The sequence below is a fragment of the Streptomyces sp. NPDC014006 genome (assembly GCF_043088925.1).
Classification (GTDB): Bacteria; Actinomycetota; Actinomycetes; order Streptomycetales; family Streptomycetaceae; genus Streptomyces.
The window spans coordinates 193,792-214,170 of sequence record NZ_JBICAJ010000010.1 but is presented as its reverse complement, the minus strand read 5'-3'; the positions used below and the strand labels follow the sequence as shown (position 1 = coordinate 214,170).

Here is a 20,379-nt window from a genome sequence, read left to right as displayed (position 1 = left end):
TGTTGTGCCGCGTCCGTATGGTCGCGCACCGCAGACCGCACCGCTATGGAACACGCAGAGCACACCCCTATGAAAGACGGGAGAGAACGGACGGCCTTTTCCGCTTCCGCGCCGACTTCCAGCGGGCTGAGGAGGCCCGGTGGCACCGATCCGGCGCTTGCACTCAGCACAGCGGGGCACTGGCCAAAACTCGTCGGCGTTGCAGGTGCCGGATCTAGAGTCGGACCGGATGCTTCGTGATCAGGTGAGGGGTGTGGCTGCGGTGGCGGACGAGCGGGTGGTCGTGGTGACCGGCGGTGGCTCGGGCATCGGTGAGGCCACCGCCCGGTTGCTGCGCGAGCAAGGCCACCACGTCGTCGTCTCCGGGCGCCGGCCCGAACCCCTGCAGCGGCTCGCACGGGAGACGGGTGCGCTGGCGTACCCGTCCGACGTCGGCGAGCCCGAGGCGGCCGAGGGAGTCGTCCGGGCGGCCGTCACCGCCTACGGACGGCTCGACGGGGTCGTGCTGAACGCCGGCATCGGACGCGGCGGAGCCGTCGGGGACCTGACCCTGCGCGACTGGGACGAGGTGATGCGCACCAACGTCACCGGGCCGCTCCTGCTGCTGCGCGCGGCGCTTCCGCGGCTGCTGGAGTCCGGCGGCGCAGTGGTCGCCGTCGCCTCGGTGTCCGCGCTGCGCAACGGCACCAGCAACGCTCCCTACGCCACCTCCAAGGCGGCGCTGCTTCAGCTGTGCCGCTCGGTCGCCGTCGACTACGGGCGCCGCGGGGTGCGTGCCAACGTCGTGTGCCCGGGATGGGTGCGCACCGAGATGGCCGACCGGCGCATGGCGCGGTTCGCCGAGGAGGCCGGTCTGTCCGGTGGCATCGAAGAGGGCTACCGGGAAGCGACCGGGTTCCTGCCGATGGGACGGCCGGGCGAGCCACGCGAGGTCGCCCAGGCGATCGACTGGCTGCTCTCCCCCGCGGCTTCCTACGTCAACGGCGCGGTCCTCACCGTCGACGGCGGGACGACTGCCCTCGACCCGGGGACGATGGGCTTCGACCACCACATCGGCCCCCGCGCCGCCGAACCCTCCGACACCGCCGGCTGAGTCCCGCGGGCCCGGCGAGCGATGCCCGAGCCGCTGCGGCGGCCGATCCACCGGCTGTCCTGCGCGGTGGTCACGGGCTGTCCGAAGGGCGCTGTGCCGCTCTGCCGACAGCAGAGTCCGGCCGGACCGGGCTCCGCCGTCACTACAGTCCGTTCTCATGACGACGGTCACAACGCGCACGGTCACCTACCCTGCCGACGGTCTGACGATGAGAGGGCACCTGGCACTCCCCGCCGGTGCCGGCCGCCGGCCCGCGGTCCTGATCGGGCCCGAGGGGCCGGGCCTCAACGACGTCCAGCGCCGCCGGGCCGACGCCCTCGCCGAACTGGGGTACGTGGCCCTGGCCTTCGACCTGCACGGAGGTCGCTGGTTCACCGACCCAGAGGAGATGCTGGCGCGCGTGATGCCGCTGCTCGCCGACCCCGACCGGATGCGGGGGATCGGCCGTGCGGCACTCGAGGTACTGCGCGCCGAACCACGCACCGACACCGACCGGATCGCCGCTGTCGGCTATGGCACCGGCGGCGCGATCGCGCTGGAACTGGGGCGCGCCGGCGTCGGCCTACGGGCGATCGGGACGGTCAACGCACTGACCACGGGCCGGCCGGGCGAGGCGGCGCGCATCCGTTGCCCCGTGTGGGCAGGGGTGGGCTCGGAGGACCCGATCATGCCGCCCGCGCAGCGGGAGGCCTTCGCCGCGGAGATGCAGGCCGCGGGCGTCGACTGGCGCCTGGTGGTCTACGGCGGAGCCCTGCACGCCTTCCACCACCCGCCGGTCGACCACGCCGTGGTCCCCGGCGTCGGCTACCACCCCGAGCATGCGCAGCGGGCCTGGCGCGACATCGTCGACCTGCTCGCCGAGTGCCTGCCCGTGGACGACTGACGTGTTCTTGATCAGTTCGAGCGGACCCTGAAAGTAACAGTGCTTATATAAGTACTGTTACGATGTGTCGCATGGCCGACAACCATGCGCTCGACCCGACACAGCAGAGCCTCTGGCGGCCCCTGCGCTTGCTGCAGGCGTCGATGGACGCCGACATCGCCCGGATCTACGCCGGGCAACAGATCGAGGGGCTCAAACCCAGCTACGTCATGGAGCTGCTGCGGCTGCATGCCCGCGGGCCCATGACCATCGCGGAACTGGCCGACTCGGTCCAGCGCACGCATTCCGCGCTCAGCCAGAAGGTCGCCGCCATGCGCACGGCCGGCTGGGTGCAGACCGTCGTAGGCGATGACGCACGCACCAAGAAGGTCACGCTCACCGACAAAGCCCACCGCGTCGTCGGTCGGCTGGCGGCGGAATGGCGGGCCACCGAGGCCGCCCTCACCGACCTGGAAGCCGAGATCCCCTACCCGCTCTCCCAGGTCGTCACCGACATCGAGCGAGCTCTGGAGCGCAAGAGCCTCCACGACCGGATCAGCGAGAAGCTGGCCGAGGATCCCGGATGGGGCTGAGGCGCACGCTGATCGACGTGACGCCGTTACGGTCGTCGCCACCGTTCCGACGGCTGTGGATCGGCCAGACCCTGTCCGGCTTCGGCAGCCAGATGACGCTCGTCGCCGTCATGTTCCAGCTCTGGCAGATGACGAAGAGCCCCACGTGGACGGGCGCCGTCGGACTGGCACAGGCGATTCCGCTCGTCGCGCTCGGACTGTGGGCCGGCTCGCTGGTCGACCGAGTGGACCGCCGGGCGTTCTATCTGCTCACCACCGGCGGGCAAGCCGCGTGTTCGCTCCTCCTCGCACTCCAGGGCTTCCTCGGGCACGTTCCCGCCGTCGGCGTGCTGGGGCTCGTCGCCCTCCAGTCATGCTTCGTCGCGGGCGGGGGCCCGGCCTCGCGTACCTTCATTCCCCGGCTTCTGCCCACGCACCAAATTGCCGCTGGGCTGGCGTTGAGACGCATCGCCTTTCAGGGCGCCATGCTGCTCGGTCCCGCGCTCGGCGGTTTGCTCGTGGGCGGGCTGGGAGTCGGCGCCTGCTATCTGATCGACGCCATGACGTTCGTCGCCGCGTTCCACGGTGCCTGCGGATTGCCGCCGATGCACCCGGGAGACGCGCCTGCCCGGCCCGGCCTACGAGGAGTGCTCGACGGCCTGGCCTTCCTGGGCCGCACCCCCGTCATTCGCGCAGCCCTGCTCACGGACCTCGCCACCACCGTGTTGTCGATGCCGATCAGCCTGTTCCCCTTGATCAACGGCCAACGGTTCGACGGCGACCCCCGCACCCTCGGACTGTTCCTCACGGCCATCGCCGTCGGTGGCATGGTCGCGTCCCTCTTCTCGGGGACCTTCACCCGTGTCCCGCGCCCCGGCTTGATCATGCTGGGCGGTTCCGCCGCCTGGGGCGCAGCGTTGACGCTGTTCGGCATGGCAGCGAACGCATGGGCCGGTTTGGTCTTCCTCGTCATCGCCGGGGCCGCCGACACCGTCTCCGTCGTCTCCCGGAGCACCGTCGTCCAGAGGCACACCCCGCAGGAGCTGCTGGGCCGCGTCGGCGCAGCTGAACAGATCGTGGGGCAAGCCGGACCCGACATCGGCAACATGCGAGCCGGCCTCGTGGCGGACGCAACCTCCGGAACAGCTGCCCTCGTCAGCGGCGGCTTGCTCTGCCTCGGCGCCGTCGCCATGGTGGGCGCCACGACGGCACGACTGCGCGGGTCCTGCACGTCCTCCCCTGCCCACGCAGTCTCGGAGGGCCCCTGAGCCCACTCGGAAGCGGTCAGGTGGCGGGCAGCGCTCGGCGCGCGTGAGGGTGCAGACGGTCGGTGAGGAAGGCGAGGATCTCGTCGCGGGCCCGGACCGTGGGGTGGCCGGCCTCGTCGAGGAGATGGGCGGTGACGACGCTGTGCGGGGTGCCTACCAGGTCGGCGAAGAACGGCGGCGGGGCCGGGTTCGCCGCACTGTCCGGGAGCACACGCCCGTCGAAAGCCTCGCCCAGCAGCGCGCGGTAGGCGGCGAAGCGCTGTCCCGTGCACCAGCGGTCGCCCTCGAACCGGTAGGCGAGGACGGTGAGTCGGTCACGGTCGAACCGGTCGCGTAGGGCGCGCGCGTCCGCCTCGTCGAGTTCGAGTCCGCCGGGGTCGTCCAGCGGCAGCGACGGGTGGTTGACCACGGGGGCGATCACCGCGGGCTCCAGGGCCATGGTGAGGGCGAAGTTGCCGGTGAAGCACAGGCCGATCGCGCCCACCCCCGGCCCACCGCACGCGGTGTGGGCCTGGCGCGCCAGGCCGCGCAGCCAGAGAGTCACCGGGCTGGTGCCGCCCCCGGCGAAGGCGCGGAACTCCGCGCTGACACAGGCCCGGTGGACGATCTCCCGGCCGCCCTCGACCGTGGGGAAGGCGCCGTCCGTTCCGAACAGCGAGGGCACATGGACGGTGAAGCCCGCGTCGCGCACCCAGCGTGCGAGCCGCAGGACGTCGGGACTGATGCCCGGCATCTCGGGCAGCACCACGACCGCGGGCCCGGCCCCGGCCACGTACACCGTCTTCGCCACCCCTTCCACGGCCACGCTCCGGCGGGTGAAGTCGGTGATCGGATCGTCGTCGCTCATGGGGTCAGCGTGGCCTTGGGGCCGGTCACGGGGTGAGGGGCGGGATCGCCGAGGGCAGGGGTAATCTCGCCACACACGAGGGTGCCGGAGCGGCACGCGGGCGGGACACCAAGGAGTGGCGATGACGTACGACGGCGCCGGGCCGGGTGCGTTGAGGGTCGGGGTCCTGGCGTACCCGGAATGCTTCGCGTCCGAAGTGTTCGGCATCCCCGACCTGTTGACCATGGCCGGGCATGTCGCCGGAGCGGACGCGCCCGGCTACCGGGTGTCGGTCGTCTCGCCCCGCCGCCGGGTCACCGCATCGGGCGGCGTGCGTCTGGATGTGCGTCCCTTGCGCGAGGTCGACGTCCTCGTGGTCCCCGGCTTCGAACTGCGCCCGGACTCGGACCTCGACGCACGGCTCGCCCGGCTCGCCCCCGAGGTCGCGGCGATCCGCACACAGGCCGCCGCGGGCACCGCCGTCGTCTCCCTCTGCGTCGGCGCGTTCCTGCTCGCCGAGGCCGGGCTCCTCGACCGGCGCCGGGCCACCACCTCATGGCTGCACGCCGGTGAACTGGCCAGGCGCTGCCCGGACGCCGAGGTGCGGCCCGAGCACCTGGTCGTCACCGACACGGGGGTGACGACCACGGCCGCCTTCAGCGCCATGTACGACTTCGCGCTCGACCTGATCCGCCGGCACGACGGCGCCCGGGTGGCCCGCACCACCGCACGGCTGGCGCTAGTCGACGACGCGCGGACCTCTCAGACGCCGTACGTCGATCCGCGGCTCCTCCCGCAGCCGGGCCGGGAGTTCTCCCAGCGGGTCATGCGGTGGCTCGACCAGCACCTCGCCGAGCGGTACGACCTCGTGGCGCTCGCGGCCGCCTTCCAGGTCAGCACACGCACGCTGCTGCGCCGTTTCGCCGAAGAGACCGGACACAGCCCGCTGGCCCATCTGCAGGCCTCGCGGGTCCGCCGGGCCCGCCACCTTCTGGAGACCACCGATCGCACAGTCGCCGCTGTCGCCGCGGCAGTCGGCTATCAGGACCCCGGCACCTTCGGCGCTCTCTTCGCCCGCCACACCGGCCACCGGCCGAGCGCCTACCGGGCCGTCTTCCGCCGCACGGACCGGGAGGCCACCGCGGACGGCGGCACCCAGGTCCGTTCGCGATCACCGCATCGTCGGTCTGTTTGAGAGGGAGGAAGAGATCTCCGACGCCGCGTGGGTCAGCGGTGGGTGCTCGGCGGGCCGGCAGGTGTGTCCCCGCGCAGCGTGATGCGGTGCATGACCCGGTGCTGGTCGCCGTAGTCCCGGTTGGCGTAGTGAGCCGTGCTGCGGTTGTCCCACAGGGCGACGTCGCCCGGTTGCCGGCGGTGCCGTACGACGTGCTCGGGCTTGGTCAGGTGGGCGTAGAGGATGTCGAGGACGCCCCGGCTCTCGCGCTCCGAGACGCCCACGATGTATGAGGTGAAGCCCGGGTTCACGAACAGGCTCTTGTGGCCGCTCTCGGGATGGACACGTACCACCGGGTGCTCCACCGGCGTCAGTTGCGTGAACGTCTCGCCCTCCCACAGGTTGCCGCGGCCACCTCGGCGCTGGGCCAGGTAGTACCCGAACTCGCGGGTGCCGTCGTGGACGGCGGTCAGCGTGTCGACGAAGTCCCGCAGGCCCGGCGACAGCGACTCGCAGGCCAGTTGGCTGTCGGCCTGCGTGCACCAGGGAGCAGCCGGCACCGGCGCCAGTCGGGTTCGGCGCCGGGGTTGGGCGCGAGTTGGTGCAGTCGGGCCAGAGCGGTCCCCAGCCATTCAGCGATGTCGGTGTCGCCGATCGGCTCGCCGTCGACCCACTCGTGGGTGCCGACGACGCCGTCGCCGTCGATGTCGGCGGCGTAATCGAAAACGGCGTTCACCGGCTCAACGGGTGTGGGCATGGCGATACCCGCCGCGCGGGCCTGCCGCTCGACGCCCATCGCACGCGGCTCGGAACCCTACTTCTTCAGATGTGCAGTTCGGACGGAAAGCCCGTCCAGCGCAGTTCGGCGGGCAGATGCCGCATGTCGTTGGAGAGGAGGACCGTGGCCGCGCGACCGGGTGCGTAGCGGATGACGGTGAGTGCCGCGTTGCAGTGGTTGAGGCCGAGCCAGCGCCACTTCGGCGCCTGCATGGCGTCGCGGACCAGCCAGGCGACCAGGAAGTTGTGGGTGACGACCAGTTCGTGCCGGTCCTCTTCGCCGGCCACCGGGCCGGCGAACAGCTCCAGCGCCTGGCGCGCCAGCACAGGTCCGTGCCTGCGTTCCTCGGCGGTGGCACCGGCGAGGAAGCTGAGGTAGAAGTCTGCGGAATCGGCCGGGAGTTCGTCCGCCTCCGGGACGTAGGGAACGTAGTCACCGGCGATGTCTGTGCAGTTGAGAGGGACGTTCTTGAGGTGCGCGCCGATCAGGCGTGCGGTCTGCTCCGCGCGCGGCAGCGGACCGTGGTGAACTGCCGTGAAGGGGATGTCCCGGAGGCGTCTACCGAGCAGTGTGGCTTGCCGACGACCCGCCTCCGTCAGTGTGCTTTCGTCGGGCGACGCCTCACCGTGCCGGACCAGATAGAGGTGACGGGAGGCGGTGCCGGTCATCTCGAACTCCTCTGCGCCGTTGGGGATCTTGTGCATCCAATGGACGCTGCCGCATGGCGTGCCGGTTCCCTCCCTGCCCCCCTTCCGTGGCAGGACGTCACAGCTCGGCCGCCACCGTCAGCCCCTCGGGGACCGCTTCCTCCACCGTGCGCGGAGTGACGCGGTCCCCGGCGGTGAAGACACGGTCGGCCGGTATGCCCAGGGCGACGGGGTCGAGGTCGTCGACCGGGTCGTGCCCCTGCGCGAGAGACGTTCCAGCGACGCCCGGCACGTCGACGCGTGCCCTGTACCGTCCCGGCGGGCGGCCACCGCGGGCAGCGCAGCGGCCGGCTCTGCATGCGCGGTCGGCGTACGTCTGGCAGCCTGAGAGATGTGAGCGTCACCTGGGACATACGCCGGACAGGGCCGACGGAGTCCGCACACCGCGTCCTGCTCATTCCCGGCGGCATGTGCACCACCGAGGCCTACGCGGACCTCATGGCGGAGAAGGCCCTGGCGGGCGTCCACCTGGTGGCCGTGACCCAGCCCGGCTTCGGGCTCACGCAACCGCCCGACGACGTCAGCATGGAGCATTACGCCCGTCTCCTCGCCGACATCGCCGTCCGGGAACGCTGCGACGTCGTCGTGGGCCACAGCCTGGGCGCGAACGTGGCGCTGGAAATGGCGGCCGCGGGCCTGTTCACCGGCCCTTTGGTGCTGCTCTCCCCCACCTTCTCCCGCGGCGACGAGGCCAAGGCGCTGACCGTGTTGAACACGATCGGACGGGTGCCGGGACTCGGCCCGCTCGCCTGGAGCGGCATGCTGAAGATCGTGCCCCGGGCCATACGCAGAAGCCTGCCGCCCCACCAGGCAGCGACCGTGGAGCGGGCGATGGCCCACAACGACCCGGCGGTCTGCCGACGCATGGTGCGCGAGTACTACACGTATCTGGACCGGTATCCCTCACTGGTGCCCCGGCTGTGCGAGGCGGGCGTTCCGACCTGGGTGGTGCGCGGCGAGCACGACGAGATCGGCCTCACCCAGGGCGAGCGACGGGGCCTGGAGGCCTGCCCGCACGTGACCACCGTGACCGTGCCCGAAGCGGGGCATCTCGTCCCCGTCCAGCAGCCCGCACGGGTCGCCGGCATCCTGCTGGAAGCGATCGCGGCGAGTCGCTGAACCGTCCTCCGGGGCCCCGGAAGGGCCGAGCGCGGGCGGGGTGACCGTTCTCGGCCCGGCTTCGTTTGACCTTGACACGGTGACAAGGTCTTCACTGCGGCCAAGGAGGTGGTCCTCATGACCCAGGCGAAGCAGGACACCGAGCGGCGAGTCCTCCAGGGGCTCGACAGCGACAGCGCGTCGATCCGGCTGCAGTCGGCGCTGGCGGTCGGCACGGCCCCGGACCCGGCCGTCATCGGGAAACTGGTCACGCGCTGCGCGATCGAGCCGGAGTTCCACGTACGCGAAATGCTGACGTGGGCGCTCACCCGCCACCCGGCATCCACGACGGTCCCGTTGCTCGTCGACGCAGTCCGCTCGGAGCGGGCACAGGCAAGAAGCCAGGCGTTGCACACGCTGTCCAAGATCGGGGATCGGCAAGCTTGGCCGGTGATCACACCGGCGCTGCTGTCCGACGCCGACGACGAGGTGGCCCGGAGCGCCTGGCGGGCAGCGGTCGTCCTCGTGCCCGACGGGGAGGAGCACGAGTTGGCCGTAGTGTTGGCGACACAGCTCGGGCGCGGGGGGCGTGAGACGCAGCTGAGCCTCAGCCGGGCCCTGATCGCGCTCGGCGAGGTGATGTTGCCGGTTCTGGGCGCCGCGACGACGAACGGCGACCCGCGCGTGCGCGCGCACGCGATCGCCACGGAACGGCTGTGGCACGACCCGGACGCCGGGTTCGGGTTCGCGATCGAGGAGGCGAAGCGTGTCGTGGCCCTCGGCGGAACCGGTCAGGAGGGGCGGTAGGCAGTGCTGATCGGTGATGTCGCGCGACGGTCCGGGGTCAGTGCCCGCATGCTCAGGCATTACGAATCGCTCGGCCTCGTGCGGCCGACGGGTCGTACCGGCTCCGGCTATCGGGAGTACTCCGGCGACGACATCCGCCGGATCTTTCACATCGAGAGCCTGCGGTCACTGGGGCTGTCGCTGCGCGACGTCGGGCGGGCGCTCGACGACCCGGACTTCGCGCCCGGCGAGCTCGTCGACGACCTCATCCGCGGGACGCGAGAACGCATCGCGGCGGAGAGGGAGCTGCTCACACGGCTTCGCCGGATCGGTGCCGCGGAGCCCGCCGACTGGGAGGACGTGCTGCAAACCGTGGCGCTTCTCCAGGCGTTGGGGTCGAAGAGCGCGGGGGCGCGGCAGCGCGCGGCCCTGTCCGCGGTCGCGGAGGCTCAACTGCCGGTGGAGGCGCTGGTGGAGGCGGTGCTGCGCGAGTCCGACCCGAACGTCGCCGGAGCCCTGCGTTGGGCGCTGGCCCAGTCGGGCGGGGACGGGCTGGAACTCCTGGCCGAGGGCCTCGGCTCACCCCGTGCCGAGGTGCGCAAACGTGCCGTCCAGTCCATCGCCGAGATGCCGCACGGCGAGGCGACCGCAGTGCTGCGGGACGCCCTCACGCATCCCGACGTCGTGGTGCGCGGGTACGCGGCTCTGGCGCTCGGGGCACGCGGAGTGGCCGACGCGGTGCCGACGCTCCTCGACATGATCGTCGCGGGGAGCAACGACACCGACGCGGCCGACGCCCTCAGCACGCTGGCGAGTGATCCCGCGCTGGCGGATCACATCGCTGCCGGGCTCGTCGACCGCCTCACCGACGACACCTCGGGGGCGTCGGCACGTGGACGGCTGACACAGGCGCTCGCGGACATCCCGGGTACGACGACGTCACGCGCCCTCGCCGACCTGTCACACGACGAGGACCGCGCCGTCGCACTCACCGCGACCTACCTGCTCGAGCGACGCAACGCCCGAGTGCCGGGCGAGCCGCAGGCCGTTCGCGTCGCTGCGAACCAACCCGAGTCCGCGTCAGGCCACGGCGGGCCGTCCTGACCGGTGTCCTCGGAGTGTCCCCACCCGGATCCGCCGGCAGACTCCATGTCCCGCACAGGGCCGTGAGCGGGCGCGAACTCGGCATGCTGCGCCTCGTCGGCGCCATCAGGCGCCAGGTGATGGCCATGCTGCGCTGGGAGGGCCTGCTGGTGGCGGTGGCGGGCATCGTCCTGGGCACGCCGTCGTCGCGGCCAACCTGACACCGATGATGGGCGGCCTGACCGGTGAGGCCCCGTACGTTCCTCCGATGATGTACGCCGCTTTCGTCGGGGGCGCGGTGGGGCTGAGCCGGGTGGCGGTCACCCTGCCGGCGAGGACGCTGCTGCGGCGGTGAGGCGGGGCGGTGGTGCGGCGCGCCGACCGCTGCCGCGAGGCCGACTGCCGGCCGGCGGATCAGAGGGCGCAGCTCTACCTACACTCACCTGATGAACAATTACACGTGCACCCATTGCGGCACCGTCGGCCTGATGGAGGGTTTCATCGAGGATGCCGGGGAGCATTCACGCGGGTACGCGCGCTGGATCGAGGGCGCGTTGGAGCGGGGCTTTCTCGGGGGTGCGAAGCGGATGGGACGGCCCCGGCGGCAGATAGAGGCGTATCGCTGTCCCAAGTGCGGGCACCTTGAGCTGTTCGCCACGGGAGAGGTGTAGTCGGCGCCTCTCGCCGCCGCCGTCGCTCCGCTCACCGGCTGCCGTTCCCGAACAGCGCGAGCTGGTCCTTGACCCAGGGGTCGAACACCGCGAGCCGCTTGGTGGACGACGGGTAGAAGGCCGCCAGCTGGTCCTCGATCCACGGGTCCGTGGGCTGCCGGGCGGCGGGGTGGCGGTCGGTGGTCTGCTCTGTGCCGGCCGGGGCGGCGGCCGCGTGGTGGGCGGGGGCCTGAGAAGTGGTCGCTGTCGCGGGACCGCTGCCGATCCCCATGGTGCCCGCGGCGAGCACCGTGGAAGCGCCGGCGATCGCGATCCGTCCAGTCATCTGCATGATCTTCTCCTCCTTGCCGAGTCCGCGTCGCCCGGTCCGTCGCGGCGGAACACCGGATGACGCGGGCCCCGGGGTTGTTCCGGACGCGGTCAGACGGCGCGCGTACCCGCTCCCTCGCCCCGGCACACTCACCGGCACATTTCGGCCATCTGGCTCCTTATCGCCGCGAAGGGGACCTCGCTCGTGGCGTCGACCCCTCACCCTGTGTATCGATGCTGGCCATCGGCCCAGGTCACGGCAGGATGGCGGGACGCCCCTACCCGGGTCACTTCGTCCGGTGGCGGGTCCGCTTCACCTCGCGGTCGACAGCCCACGCGTCGGCGACCGGCCCGAGGTGGCCGAGCTTGTCGGGGTTGATCACCGAGCGGATGGTCTGGATCTGCCCGTCGAGCACCTCGATGGCCAGGACATGGAGCACTTTGCCGTCCCGGTCTCGGAAGATTGCTCCCGGCTGGCCGTTGACCTCGTGCGGTTCGAACCTCACGTCGATCCGGGCCAGCAGGGGGAAAACCGCCGCGAGCAGCCGGGCCACGTTCTCGGCGCCGATGACGGCCCTGGCCAGCTGGGGCGCCTTGCCGCCGCCGTCCCCGACCATCGACACATCGGCGGCAAGGAGATCCTGCAGACCTACGACGTCACCCTCGCGGAGGGCGTCGAAGAACCGCGACGCCAACTCCTGCCGCTCCTGACGGTCCGCTTCGAACCGTGGCCGTCCGGCCTGCATGTGCCGCCGCGCCCGTACCAGCAGCTGCCGGCAGGCCGCCTCCGACCGTCCGACCGCCGCAGCGACCTCGTCGAAGCCGAAGCCGAACACCTCCCGCAGCACGAACACCGACCGCTCCAGCGGGCTCAGCCGCTCCAGAAGCAGCAGCGCCGCCATGGACACCGAGTCGGCCAGTTCCGCCGAGCGTGCCGGATCCTGATACGGATCGGCGAGCAGCGGCTCGGGGAACCACGGCCCGACGTACTCCTCGCGCCTCATGCGCGCGGAACGCAGTACGTCGATCGAGATCCGCGTCACCGTGGCCGACAGGAACGCCCTGGTCGACGTGGGCCGGGTCGCCGAGCCGTCGAAGCGCAGCCACGTCTCCTGCACCGCGTCCTCGGCCTCACCCACGCTGCCCAGGATCCGGTAGGCGATCGAGAACAGCAGCGGCCGCAACTCCTCGAACTCCTCGACCTTGCTCACGCCGGCTCCCCCCTGCGTTCCTTCCGCCCGGCCGGACCGTCGGCGCGGGCATCCTCTGGTGATGATCATCCGGTCCGCCGGCGGTGCGCAGCAAGGCCCCGGGGCCCGCGGACGAGCCCCGGGCCGGTCGCCGCCGGTGGCCGGAGCCGGTCAGTGGAACTGCCCGACCTCGTAGTCACCCGCCGGCTGCTGGGCGATGATGTTCAGCCGGTTCACCGAGTTCATGAAGGACACCATGATCACCAGTGCGGTGAGCTGCTCCTCGTCGTAGTGCTCGGCGGCACGCGCCCAGAGCTCGTCGCTGACCCCGCCGGCCCCGTCCGCGACCCGGGTCCCCTGTTCCGCCAGCTCCAGCGCGACGCGCTCGGCCTCGGTGAAGACCGTGGCCTCGCGCCACGCCGCCACCAGGTGCAGCCGTACGGCGGTCTCACCGGCAGCGGCGGCCTCCTTGGTGTGCATGTCGATGCAGACGGCACAGCCGTTGATCTGGCTCACGCGCAGCGCCACGAGCTCCTGGGTCGCGGCGGGCAGGGGCGAGGCCTGGAGAGCCTTGCCCGCCGACATGAAGTACTTGAGGGCCTTGCCGCCGGTCGGGCTGGCGAAGTAGTTCAGTCGCGCGTCCATGGTGTGTTCCTCCGTGGTCGTCAGTGGCTACACCCTTGAGACGACGCAGCCCGGCGCCCTGTGACACGGACACATGTGACCCCCGTCACCCTGTCAGGCCTCAGCGGCAGAGGGAGATGCCCAGGGCGAGCATCCAGTAGCCCGGCCGTCCCCCACCACAACGCCCGGGCCCCGCGGGGCGACAGCTCACCCCGGGCTTCCCCGGCGAACATGTCGTCCTGCTGTCCACTACCGCGGTCCACGGGCCGGCCCTGTCCAGCCGGCCGTGTTCAGGGCCGCTGCCGCAGCAAGCTGAAGGTGAGGTAGGCGTACCCCTCGCCCGCCTGCGGGGCCCGGGTCCAGGACCGGGTGGTGAAGGTGGCGAGTCTGCCTCGGGTCAGCGCGAAGCGGGGCAGCGAAAGGCCCAGCTCGGTCTGCAGGGCTGCCAGCGCCCGTTGCTCCCGGACCGGTTCGGTGTCGTCCGGGCGGAACAGATGGGCGGGGTCCAACGCCTCGGGTATCGCGCCGGAGCGCTGGATGTCCGTACCCCGTACGGTGAACGCGTAGAGTTTCTCGCCCCGTTCGGCCACCGAGAGGTGGAACGCGGACGGGTGGTCGTCCGGGAAGGCGCTCTTCGGGTCGCGCCACACCACCACCGCTCGGCCGGAGGTGGACGCGGCGGCGGCCGGGGACAGGAACAGCTTGTTCATGCGGTGCTGGGAGTGGCCGTCGAAGGCGAAGGCCCACTTCCCGGAGCTGCGGCCCACGGCGACCACGGCCCGGTCCTCCCAGGGTTCCACGCCCTCCCGCTCGCGGGGCCGGGGCATGCGCCGGAGTGCCCTGAACAGGTCGACGGGAGCGCTCAGTTCGGCGCCTTCCTCACCCATCAGGGCGGGCAGACGGGCAGGTTCGACGCCTTCCACCCAGATACAGCGGTATCCGTCGAGCGGCTGCCCGTGCACCGCGGGCTCGGTCAGCCACTGCAGGCCCGGCGGGTCGAGATCGGGCACCGGCTCGGGAGCCGGGCCGGTCTGCCCGGCCCGCGGTGTCGCGAGGACTTCCCGCCCGCGCTCGGGGGTGATCAGCGGGCCCAGGACCGGATCGGCGAGCAGGCCGATCGGGGCGATCAGCAAGGGCCCGGGCGCCTCCCAGTGCGGGAGCGCGTCGCGCAGGATCCGCCAGGCGGCGTCGGTCTCTCCCCAGCGGGCCGACTCCCGGGCCTCGGCGACGGCCCGGCCCCAGGGGCCGGGAGGCGCGTAGAGATGGGTGCCGTCCCGCAGCGCGCTCAGGACGGCCTCGGCGGTCTTCCGGTCAACGCCGCGGGCGGTCATCATCCCGAGCCAGTGGTCGTCCCCGCCCAGTCGCCATGCGCCGCTCGCGGGCGTCATGGCCTCCAAGGGCAGCATGTCGGGCAGGTAGCGCGGGTCGGCCACCAGGTCGCCGTAGCCCGGGGAGCCGGCCGGAGCCAGCAGATGCCGGAGCTGGTTCAGCATGACGGCACTGCGCGGCCGTCCGAAGGACATGGCCTCCTCGAGCAGGGGCAGGGCCTCCTCGTACCGCCCCCGCAGGGCCAGCAGGCGGGCTTCGTCGACACGGACGTCCTGGGCACGCGTGGTCGCGTTGACGAAGTCGGGACTTTTGGCCCGGTCGGCGTGGAAGCTTCGGTACATCGCTTCCATGTAGGCGCGGAACGACGGGTAGCGGTCCGGCGTTTCACCGCTCCAGCCCTTGTAGACGTAGAGCGCCCACTCGCCGTCCTCGTCGGTGTCCCCCGGATCGAGCAGGGCGTGCGACATGTCGGATTCCGTCTCCAGCCGCAGCGCCCGGCGCCACATCCCGGCCAGCAGGACGTCCTCCCTGCGAGGGTCGTCGCCCAGGTTCTCCTCGTACAGCGGGGTGAGGTCGTACGGGTCCTGGAACCAGTCGATGTCCGCGGCGCCACCGAGCCGGTAGATCCCGGCCGTCTGCTCCACCCGCCACCCGTCGCTCACGGCCAGGAACTCCCGGTACGAGGGAGGCAGCAGCCGGCCCAGCCGTTCCTCGGCCGCGGCGATCGCCGCCTGGTCCGCCCCGGGTGCGCCCAGGGCCGCGAAGGTCCGCGCTCCGTCCTCGTCCTCGCCGTCCTGGTCCTCGGCGTCCTCGTCCTCGCGCGGAACCCACTCCTCCTGCCAACGCCCCAGGAAATACCGCCAGTTGAAAACCTCTCCCATCATGGCCAGATCGTGTCACGCGGCACTGACAACGCCCCCTATCCTCCCGGGGCACGCCGCCGAAGGCCCGGCCCTCCGGGTCCCGGGAGGCTCATCTCCGGCCGCCGTCCTCGCCGAGAAACTCTTGTGCGCCGCGGAGCCGGGTCCGCAGCCGCTTCTGTGTCGCGCGGCTGTCGAGCCGCACGTCGAGAGGTCCGGGCACGGTGGTGTCTGACCGTCGCCCGGTGGGCAGCCGCGTGCTGTCGAGTCCGTCCCTCCGGGCGATGAGCACACCGAGGTCATGGCGGCTCAGGGCGTCCGGCCCGGCGAGGTGGAACATCCCCGCCTCGTCGGACAGCGCGATCTCCCACAGGGCGGCCGCCAGGTCCTCGACATGCACCGGGCAGCGGAAGTCGTCGGTGAACAGAATCCCGTCGCGGATTCCGGACGCCAGGGCGTGCACCATGCGCTCGTGCTCGGATCGGCCGTGGCCGATGATCAGGGAGGTCCGGGCGACGGCGGCGCCCGGCACCAGCAGCCGCACGGCTGTCTCGGCGGCTGCCTTCGCGGCGCCGTACGGGCTGACCGGATCGGGCAGACAGCTCTCGTCGTACCGGTCCCGCGCACCGGAGAAGACCACGTCACTGGAGACATGCACCAGGCGGCATCCGCGCTGGGCGGCGGCCAGCGCCACCCGGACCGCCCCGTCGGCGGTGACCGACCAGTCTGACAGACCACTCGAGGCATTGATCACGACCGAGGGCGCCACATCGGCCATCACCCTGGCCACCTGTGCCGGGTCCCGGACGTCGAGCCGATGCCAGGCGACACCCGCGGCCGTGCCCGGTCGTGTGGCGAAGGTGGCGGCCGTCTCGTACCCCGCCACGGTGGCCTGGCGGACCAGTTCGCCCCCCAGGAATCCGCTGCCGCCGATGATCAGAACTGTCATGGACGGACACGGTAGCGAACGCGGCACTCACCCGGCAGTTCATGCCAGAGCCGCGACGACGTCGCGCTGAGGCGATCGCTGCCGCAGTTCAGCCGGCCGGCGTGACCTCGCGGTCCAGGGTGTGCGTGATGACACGGAGGCCCTCATCGACCATCTTCGCGATGGGCTCACCGAGGCTGTCCGGCGTCACATCGGTGATCCACACGAAGCGGCTGCGGTTCTCCTCCTCGGCCAGTACCTGCATGGAGGCGTGGTGGTGCGCGGGTTCCAAGGAGCCGCTGACCACCGCGTAGGCGATGCGCCGGGACTCATCGTCGACATCGACGATGAGCTCGCGTACCACGGCGCCATTGGCGAAGGTGACGGTCCTGACGTCGCCGTCGACGCTGGTGTCGGTGACGTACCCGGGTGCGAGGCGGTGATGGACCTGGCCGAAGTCGCGGATCGCGGCCCAGACGTGGTCCGGGGTGTTGTCGATCAGCGCTTCGCGGCGAATGGATGCCATGGATCTGTCCCTTTCCGACGGCGGCAGAGCGGTGCGGCGCCTGCCGTTGACCTGCGAGGATCGTTGAAGAAGCGAACGCGAGCCGTGCGGAGCGCGGAGGCACTCGCACCACGCAAGCGTGCTCCCTGCGGCAAGCCCCGGTCTTGAAGATCCTTGCAGCGGAGCGCGAGTGTCAGACCTCCGGCGTAGCGTGCGAAGAGTGCTCACAGCCCTTCCTGTCGCCGGCCACCCCGACTTCACCGTCACCGCGGTGACCTGTCGTGGCGACCACGTCCGCTGGTCGGCTCCGGAAGTGCGTACCGACTACCGCATCGTGCTCGTGCGCCTCGGCCGGTTCCGCCGGAGAGTCGCGGGCGACACCGCCGACATGGACACGACCATGGCGTATGTGGGTGTGCCGGGTGAGGAGGAGAGCTTCGCCCACCCCGCGGGCGGCGACGTCTGCACGTCCATCAGCGTGACACCGCACCTGTGGCGCTCCCTCGCCGACGACGCCGAAGCACCGGCCCCCCAGGCCGTCTACGTCGATCCGCCGCTCGACCTTGCCCATCGACGCCTGCTCGCCGCCGCGCCCTGCGGAGACGTCGGATACGCGCTCTGCGAGGAACTGCTGGCGCTCCTGGCGGCCACCATCGGCCGCACCGCGACCGGACCCACCCCGCTCGCTCCCACGCCGTCCGCGCGCGACCGGGCGCTCGTCGCGGCAGCTCGGGAGGCAATCGTCCAAGCCCATCCCTCAGCGGACACACTGTTCTCGCTCGCCGAACTGCTCGGCGTCTCCCCCTACCGCCTGAGCAGGGCCTTTCCGCGCGCCCTCGGGGTCACCGTGACCCACTACCGCCAGCGCGTCCGCATCGGCAGAGCTCTCGACCGCCTGGAGGCCGGCGAGAACAGCCTCGGTACCCTCGCCGCCGACCTCGGCTACGCGGACCAGGCGCACCTCACCCGCACGATGCGTCAATACCTCGGCCACACACCGACGGCCGTTCGACGTCTGCTCACCTGAGGCGGCCCAGGCTGCCACGGGCACTGCTCCAGGCCGCGGGAAGCGCGATCGGGTAGCAGGTCAGCGCTGGATCTCGCGGGGTTTCCAACCCCAGACGGTGAGCATTCCGGCCGACAGTGCGGCGCATTCCTCGGAGTCCAGATACCGGACCGCTTCATCGACAGCCGCCGCGTCGACCAGTCCGGTGGCGAGCATCGCCGCTCTGCTCCGTTCCCATGTGTCCGCCCAGAACCGGCTGAGGGGGCTGCCCGGCAGCAGCGGCGGCACGTGCATCTCGGCGGCGACGGGCACGAGTCCCGCCTCACGCAGCAGATGCGGGTAGGACGGCACCCAGGAGACGTCCGTGCCGATGGTGTCCCTCAGCCCCTGCCACATCGCCCGCATCGCCACGGCGTACGGCGTGCTCGGCGCGCGGTCGCTCGTCAGGTCGACCGCGTCGCTGAGGACCAGGACACCGCCCGGTTCGACGCGTTCGGCCAAGGCCGTGACCAGGCGCTGGTGCTCGGGCAGGTGCATCAGCACGAAGCGTGCGTGGACGAGCCGGAACCGCTCGGAGACGAAACCGGGAGCGCTCGCCCTCGCCCACCTGATCGGGACGGAAGACGTCCTCGCCGTACCGGCCGCCCGCGCCCCCGGCGGCGGTCACGGCGCCGCCGCCGTCACGCCGAGAGGGCCCTCGAGCCGGCCGGCCCCGCAGCGCGGGCCCAAGGGGAGCAGTGCCGGAAGGATCAGTGTGTCGGACGGGGGCTGAGCCGGAGCAGCGAGCGGGTCGCCGCCGGACGAGTTCATCGCCGGACCTCCATCCGCGGTGAGGCAGTGCGGGACGGCCCGCGGTGAGGCCGCCTTCGACCGATACTCCACCAGCAGCCGCCCACAGGATCGAGGCGCGCCGCGCCGGAGCAGAACAGCCGGCCGGAGCGGCACCCTCCAACCGTCGCCAAGCGACCGGGGGGAAGGCTTGCGCCACCGCTCGTGGTCGCGTCCCGCTTCGATCCTTACGGCTAGTCACCCACGAACCACACGTAGCTGCCCGGCGTCGCCGCGCACGCTTCGAGGAGTTCGGCAAGGTCGAGCAGGGCCGCCTTCTGCCCCTCGTCCGTGCACCGCCGGACCAGGGCGGAGACGTGGTGACCGGCGACCTGGGCTTCCTGCTCGTTGAACAGCGTGTCGCCATAGGGATCCACCCGTCCGAGCGGTCCCGCGTCATGCAGGTCGAGCGTGCTCAGCGCCCTCGCCAACGCTTCACCGTGCTTGTAGGAGCCCCGCAGGAAGGTCTCCCGAGACGACCCCTTGCGCGTGGGACGCGCGGCGTGCAGCTCCAGTTCGATGCCCATGTCCCCTCCTTTCCCCTCCTTCGGCTCGGCCACTGTAGCTTCGCGGAACGGCAGGCACCGCTCGTGACGTCACGTCACTTCATCCCGGCCGCGGCGACTTTGCGCAGCGGTAGGTGCAGCATCGTTCGCTCGGAGGCCGTGAGGGGATGGAGCAGGGTGTCCGTGACCCGCACGGTGGTCTGCTGGTCCTCGGGACCGTCTTCGTCCCGCTCAACACGCGCCTCGCCGGGCCGGAAATCGCCTGCCAGCTCACCGACTCCGAAGCCGGGGTCCTCGTCCACGCGCCGTCGGACGACACCTGCATCATCATGTACACCTCCGGCACGACCGGCCGCCCCAAGGGCGCCATGCTCACGCACGGAAACCTCATCGGGAACGCCGTCGACGTCCTCGTCGACTTCGACCTGACCGCCCCCGAACGCGCCCTGGTCTCGGCCGCGTGTTCCACACGGCGGCTCTCAACATGCTCACCCTGCCGGTCACTGAGGGCTGGTTCCGCAGCGGGGACGCCGCCCGCGTCGACCAGGACGGCTACGTCTGCGTCGTCGACCGCATCAAGGACATGATCATCTCCGGTGGGGAGAGCGTGTACCCCGCCGAGGTGGAGGACCGCCGCGCCCAGCAGGGCGGCGTGCATGCCGTCGAAGAAGGCGCCGGGGGCCTGCGTGGCGACCGGCCCGCCGATGGCGCGGGCGGCGGCCAGTGAGGACCGGGCGGCCTCGGCCACCGGTGCCGGAGCGCCGGTGAGGTGGAGGTGGCTGCGGGCAGGCCGACGCTTCCTCGAGCACGGGTACCGTTCGGTCACCATGCGGTCGGTCGTCGCCGAGGCGGACGTCGATCTGGCCCTGCTCAGCTATGACTTCGGTTCCAGGAAGGGCCTGTGCGGAGCCGCCCTCGCGCCGTCGGCCAACCCGGCGGAACTCGTGGCCCGGCTGGTGCGGGAGTGCGACCGGGACTCCTTCCCAAAGCGGGTGCTGCGGCAGCTCACCGCGGTGTGGGAGGCCCCGGAGTCCGGTCCTGCCCTGGTCACCATGTTCAAGAGCGCCGTGCAGGACGACGCGGTCGCGGCCCCGGTCAAGGAGGCACGGGAAGGCGAGGTCGTGCAGCGGCTCGCCGAGCTCGCCGGCGGGGTGCACGCGCGCAGGCGGGCGGCCGCTTCTCCAGCGTGCCGGCGGGTCTGATCACCACCCGCTACCTGCTGCGGCTCGAGCCTGTCGGTTCGATGAGCCGCGAGGAGGTGATCCGCCCGTTCGAGCCGCAGCTGCGGCTGGCCCTGGAGATGCCGCTGCGCCGCCTGCCGCGACGACGCTGACAGCGTCGGGCGTGCGGGAGAGCGGCCGGTGATCCCACGGCCC

24 protein-coding genes and 4 pseudogenes are annotated in these 20,379 nt (G+C 71.6%); 14 read left to right on the top strand and 14 right to left on the bottom strand.

Annotated features, from left to right (window positions below; translation table 11 throughout):
• The first annotated feature begins 262 nt into the window (after positions 1 to 262).
• The 4 genes from ACF1GV_RS30675 (at position 263) to ACF1GV_RS30660 (ending at position 3,795) form a co-directional block, all read left to right on the top strand.
• Positions 263 to 1,093, top strand: coding sequence for an SDR family NAD(P)-dependent oxidoreductase (locus ACF1GV_RS30675; protein WP_391687320.1), 831 nt, complete (start codon positions 263 to 265; stop codon positions 1,091 to 1,093).
• Between the two features lie 157 nt (positions 1,094 to 1,250).
• Positions 1,251 to 1,976 (top strand): dienelactone hydrolase family protein, encoded by a 726-nt coding sequence (locus tag ACF1GV_RS30670; RefSeq protein ID WP_391686950.1) that lies wholly within the window; start codon positions 1,251 to 1,253, stop codon positions 1,974 to 1,976.
• A gap of 71 nt (positions 1,977 to 2,047) precedes the next feature.
• Positions 2,048 to 2,548: a MarR family winged helix-turn-helix transcriptional regulator gene (locus ACF1GV_RS30665; protein WP_391686947.1), complete on the top strand. Its 501-nt coding sequence runs from the start codon at positions 2,048 to 2,050 to the stop codon at positions 2,546 to 2,548.
• Positions 2,539 to 3,795, top strand: a complete 1,257-nt coding sequence (locus ACF1GV_RS30660; protein WP_391686944.1) for an MFS transporter — start codon at positions 2,539 to 2,541, stop codon at positions 3,793 to 3,795. Before ACF1GV_RS30665 ends, ACF1GV_RS30660 begins: the two co-directional genes overlap by 10 nt.
• A gap of 16 nt (positions 3,796 to 3,811) precedes the next feature.
• Here the strand turns inward: ACF1GV_RS30660 and ACF1GV_RS30655 are convergent, their stop codons facing one another.
• Entirely contained in the window at positions 3,812 to 4,642 is an 831-nt protein-coding gene (locus ACF1GV_RS30655) for a dienelactone hydrolase family protein (RefSeq protein ID WP_391686941.1), read from the bottom strand.
• 121 nt (positions 4,643 to 4,763) lie between these two features.
• On the opposite strand from ACF1GV_RS30655, the gene ACF1GV_RS30650 reads away from it, so the two are divergent.
• The gene (locus ACF1GV_RS30650; RefSeq protein ID WP_391686938.1) at positions 4,764 to 5,816 is read left to right on the top strand and encodes a GlxA family transcriptional regulator; all 1,053 of its coding nucleotides are present in this window, start codon (positions 4,764 to 4,766) and stop codon (positions 5,814 to 5,816) included.
• Between the two features lie 32 nt (positions 5,817 to 5,848).
• Here ACF1GV_RS30650 and ACF1GV_RS30645 read toward each other — a convergent pair.
• The 4 genes and pseudogenes from ACF1GV_RS30645 to ACF1GV_RS30630 all read right to left on the bottom strand — a co-directional run.
• Positions 5,849 to 6,328, bottom strand: a pseudogene (locus ACF1GV_RS30645) (TauD/TfdA dioxygenase family protein); the annotation flags it as partial.
• Positions 6,265 to 6,552, bottom strand: coding sequence for a hypothetical protein (locus ACF1GV_RS30640; RefSeq protein ID WP_391687317.1), 288 nt, complete (start codon positions 6,550 to 6,552; stop codon positions 6,265 to 6,267). The pseudogene ACF1GV_RS30645 and the gene ACF1GV_RS30640, both read right to left, overlap by 64 nt.
• A 65-nt stretch (positions 6,553 to 6,617) precedes the next feature.
• On the bottom strand, positions 6,618 to 7,241 hold the full coding sequence (locus tag ACF1GV_RS30635) for a histidine phosphatase family protein (protein ID WP_391687314.1): 624 nt from the start codon (positions 7,239 to 7,241) through the stop codon (positions 6,618 to 6,620).
• A 97-nt stretch (positions 7,242 to 7,338) separates the two neighbouring features.
• Positions 7,339 to 7,512, bottom strand: a complete 174-nt coding sequence (locus tag ACF1GV_RS30630; RefSeq protein ID WP_391686935.1) for a hypothetical protein — start codon at positions 7,510 to 7,512, stop codon at positions 7,339 to 7,341.
• 101 nt (positions 7,513 to 7,613) lie between these two features.
• Here ACF1GV_RS30630 and ACF1GV_RS30625 point away from each other — a divergent pair, with 101 nt between their 5' ends.
• The 5 genes and pseudogenes from ACF1GV_RS30625 (at position 7,614) to ACF1GV_RS30605 (ending at position 10,918) form a co-directional block, all read left to right on the top strand.
• Entirely contained in the window at positions 7,614 to 8,399 is a 786-nt protein-coding gene (locus ACF1GV_RS30625) for an alpha/beta fold hydrolase (RefSeq protein WP_391686932.1), read from the top strand.
• 117 nt (positions 8,400 to 8,516) lie between these two features.
• On the top strand, positions 8,517 to 9,185 hold the full coding sequence (locus tag ACF1GV_RS30620; protein ID WP_391686929.1) for a HEAT repeat domain-containing protein: 669 nt from the start codon (positions 8,517 to 8,519) through the stop codon (positions 9,183 to 9,185).
• Between the two features lie 3 nt (positions 9,186 to 9,188).
• The gene (locus ACF1GV_RS30615) at positions 9,189 to 10,268 is read left to right on the top strand and encodes a HEAT repeat domain-containing protein (protein ID WP_391686926.1); all 1,080 of its coding nucleotides are present in this window, start codon (positions 9,189 to 9,191) and stop codon (positions 10,266 to 10,268) included.
• 71 nt (positions 10,269 to 10,339) lie between these two features.
• Positions 10,340 to 10,602 (top strand): annotated as a pseudogene (locus ACF1GV_RS30610) (FtsX-like permease family protein); the annotation flags it as partial.
• A gap of 91 nt (positions 10,603 to 10,693) precedes the next feature.
• Entirely contained in the window at positions 10,694 to 10,918 is a 225-nt protein-coding gene (locus ACF1GV_RS30605; protein ID WP_391686923.1) for a hypothetical protein, read from the top strand.
• Positions 10,919 to 10,949: 31 nt separating this feature from the next.
• Here ACF1GV_RS30605 and ACF1GV_RS30600 read toward each other — a convergent pair whose 3' ends face one another.
• From ACF1GV_RS30600 to ACF1GV_RS30575, 6 genes are all read right to left on the bottom strand, one after another.
• The gene (locus ACF1GV_RS30600; protein WP_391686920.1) at positions 10,950 to 11,249 is read right to left on the bottom strand and encodes a hypothetical protein; all 300 of its coding nucleotides are present in this window, start codon (positions 11,247 to 11,249) and stop codon (positions 10,950 to 10,952) included.
• A gap of 265 nt (positions 11,250 to 11,514) precedes the next feature.
• Positions 11,515 to 12,438, bottom strand: coding sequence for an RNA polymerase sigma-70 factor (locus ACF1GV_RS30595; protein ID WP_391686917.1), 924 nt, complete (start codon positions 12,436 to 12,438; stop codon positions 11,515 to 11,517).
• A 150-nt stretch (positions 12,439 to 12,588) separates the two neighbouring features.
• On the bottom strand, positions 12,589 to 13,062 hold the full coding sequence (locus tag ACF1GV_RS30590) for a carboxymuconolactone decarboxylase family protein (RefSeq protein WP_391686914.1): 474 nt from the start codon (positions 13,060 to 13,062) through the stop codon (positions 12,589 to 12,591).
• Positions 13,063 to 13,331: 269 nt separating this feature from the next.
• Entirely contained in the window at positions 13,332 to 15,254 is a 1,923-nt protein-coding gene (locus ACF1GV_RS30585) for an SMI1/KNR4 family protein (RefSeq protein WP_391686911.1), read from the bottom strand.
• Between the two features lie 88 nt (positions 15,255 to 15,342).
• The gene (locus ACF1GV_RS30580; RefSeq protein ID WP_391686908.1) at positions 15,343 to 16,179 is read right to left on the bottom strand and encodes an SDR family oxidoreductase; all 837 of its coding nucleotides are present in this window, start codon (positions 16,177 to 16,179) and stop codon (positions 15,343 to 15,345) included.
• Positions 16,180 to 16,267: 88 nt separating this feature from the next.
• Entirely contained in the window at positions 16,268 to 16,684 is a 417-nt protein-coding gene (locus tag ACF1GV_RS30575; RefSeq protein ID WP_391686905.1) for an SRPBCC family protein, read from the bottom strand.
• A 199-nt stretch (positions 16,685 to 16,883) separates the two neighbouring features.
• On the opposite strand from ACF1GV_RS30575, the gene ACF1GV_RS30570 reads away from it, so the two are divergent.
• A complete protein-coding gene (locus tag ACF1GV_RS30570; RefSeq protein WP_391686902.1) occupies positions 16,884 to 17,690 on the top strand; it encodes a helix-turn-helix domain-containing protein in 807 nt (268 codons plus the stop codon).
• A gap of 60 nt (positions 17,691 to 17,750) precedes the next feature.
• On the opposite strand, the pseudogene ACF1GV_RS30565 reads toward ACF1GV_RS30570, so the two are convergent.
• The 3 genes and pseudogenes from ACF1GV_RS30565 to ACF1GV_RS30555 form a co-directional block, all read right to left on the bottom strand.
• Positions 17,751 to 18,263, bottom strand: a pseudogene (locus tag ACF1GV_RS30565) (SAM-dependent methyltransferase); the annotation flags it as partial.
• A 428-nt stretch (positions 18,264 to 18,691) separates the two neighbouring features.
• Positions 18,692 to 19,024, bottom strand: coding sequence for a hypothetical protein (locus ACF1GV_RS30560; protein WP_391686900.1), 333 nt, complete (start codon positions 19,022 to 19,024; stop codon positions 18,692 to 18,694).
• A 74-nt stretch (positions 19,025 to 19,098) separates the two neighbouring features.
• Positions 19,099 to 19,305 (bottom strand): hypothetical protein, encoded by a 207-nt coding sequence (locus tag ACF1GV_RS30555; RefSeq protein WP_391687338.1) that lies wholly within the window; start codon positions 19,303 to 19,305, stop codon positions 19,099 to 19,101.
• Between ACF1GV_RS30555 and ACF1GV_RS30550 the strand changes: the two are divergent.
• From ACF1GV_RS30550 to ACF1GV_RS30540, 3 genes and pseudogenes are all read left to right on the top strand, one after another.
• Positions 19,213 to 19,634: pseudogene (locus ACF1GV_RS30550) on the top strand (AMP-binding protein); the annotation flags it as partial. The gene ACF1GV_RS30555 and the pseudogene ACF1GV_RS30550 sit on opposite strands and share 93 nt — an antisense overlap.
• A 25-nt stretch (positions 19,635 to 19,659) precedes the next feature.
• Positions 19,660 to 20,205, top strand: a complete 546-nt coding sequence (locus tag ACF1GV_RS30545; protein ID WP_391686897.1) for a TetR/AcrR family transcriptional regulator — start codon at positions 19,660 to 19,662, stop codon at positions 20,203 to 20,205.
• Positions 20,190 to 20,336, top strand: a complete 147-nt coding sequence (locus tag ACF1GV_RS30540; RefSeq protein ID WP_391686894.1) for a hypothetical protein — start codon at positions 20,190 to 20,192, stop codon at positions 20,334 to 20,336. Before ACF1GV_RS30545 ends, ACF1GV_RS30540 begins: the two co-directional genes overlap by 16 nt.
• The last annotated feature ends 43 nt before the right edge of the window (positions 20,337 to 20,379 follow it).

Coding starts and splice junctions, on each gene's coding strand:
- ACF1GV_RS30670 (WP_391686950.1), top strand. CDS start 1,251: ATGACGACGGTCACAACGCGCACGGTCACCTACCCTGCCGACGGTCTG.
- ACF1GV_RS30665 (WP_391686947.1), top strand. CDS start 2,048: ATGGCCGACAACCATGCGCTCGACCCGACACAGCAGAGCCTCTGGCGG.
- ACF1GV_RS30660 (WP_391686944.1), top strand. CDS start 2,539: ATGGGGCTGAGGCGCACGCTGATCGACGTGACGCCGTTACGGTCGTCG.
- ACF1GV_RS30655 (WP_391686941.1), bottom strand. CDS start 4,642: ATGAGCGACGACGATCCGATCACCGACTTCACCCGCCGGAGCGTGGCC.
- ACF1GV_RS30650 (WP_391686938.1), top strand. CDS start 4,764: ATGACGTACGACGGCGCCGGGCCGGGTGCGTTGAGGGTCGGGGTCCTG.
- ACF1GV_RS30640 (WP_391687317.1), bottom strand. CDS start 6,552: ATGCCCACACCCGTTGAGCCGGTGAACGCCGTTTTCGATTACGCCGCC.
- ACF1GV_RS30635 (WP_391687314.1), bottom strand. CDS start 7,241: ATGACCGGCACCGCCTCCCGTCACCTCTATCTGGTCCGGCACGGTGAG.
- ACF1GV_RS30620 (WP_391686929.1), top strand. CDS start 8,517: ATGACCCAGGCGAAGCAGGACACCGAGCGGCGAGTCCTCCAGGGGCTC.
- ACF1GV_RS30605 (WP_391686923.1), top strand. CDS start 10,694: ATGAACAATTACACGTGCACCCATTGCGGCACCGTCGGCCTGATGGAG.
- ACF1GV_RS30600 (WP_391686920.1), bottom strand. CDS start 11,249: ATGCAGATGACTGGACGGATCGCGATCGCCGGCGCTTCCACGGTGCTC.
- ACF1GV_RS30590 (WP_391686914.1), bottom strand. CDS start 13,062: ATGGACGCGCGACTGAACTACTTCGCCAGCCCGACCGGCGGCAAGGCC.
- ACF1GV_RS30585 (WP_391686911.1), bottom strand. CDS start 15,254: ATGATGGGAGAGGTTTTCAACTGGCGGTATTTCCTGGGGCGTTGGCAG.
- ACF1GV_RS30580 (WP_391686908.1), bottom strand. CDS start 16,179: ATGACAGTTCTGATCATCGGCGGCAGCGGATTCCTGGGGGGCGAACTG.
- ACF1GV_RS30575 (WP_391686905.1), bottom strand. CDS start 16,684: ATGGCATCCATTCGCCGCGAAGCGCTGATCGACAACACCCCGGACCAC.
- ACF1GV_RS30560 (WP_391686900.1), bottom strand. CDS start 19,024: ATGGGCATCGAACTGGAGCTGCACGCCGCGCGTCCCACGCGCAAGGGG.
- ACF1GV_RS30545 (WP_391686897.1), top strand. CDS start 19,660: ATGCCGTCGAAGAAGGCGCCGGGGGCCTGCGTGGCGACCGGCCCGCCG.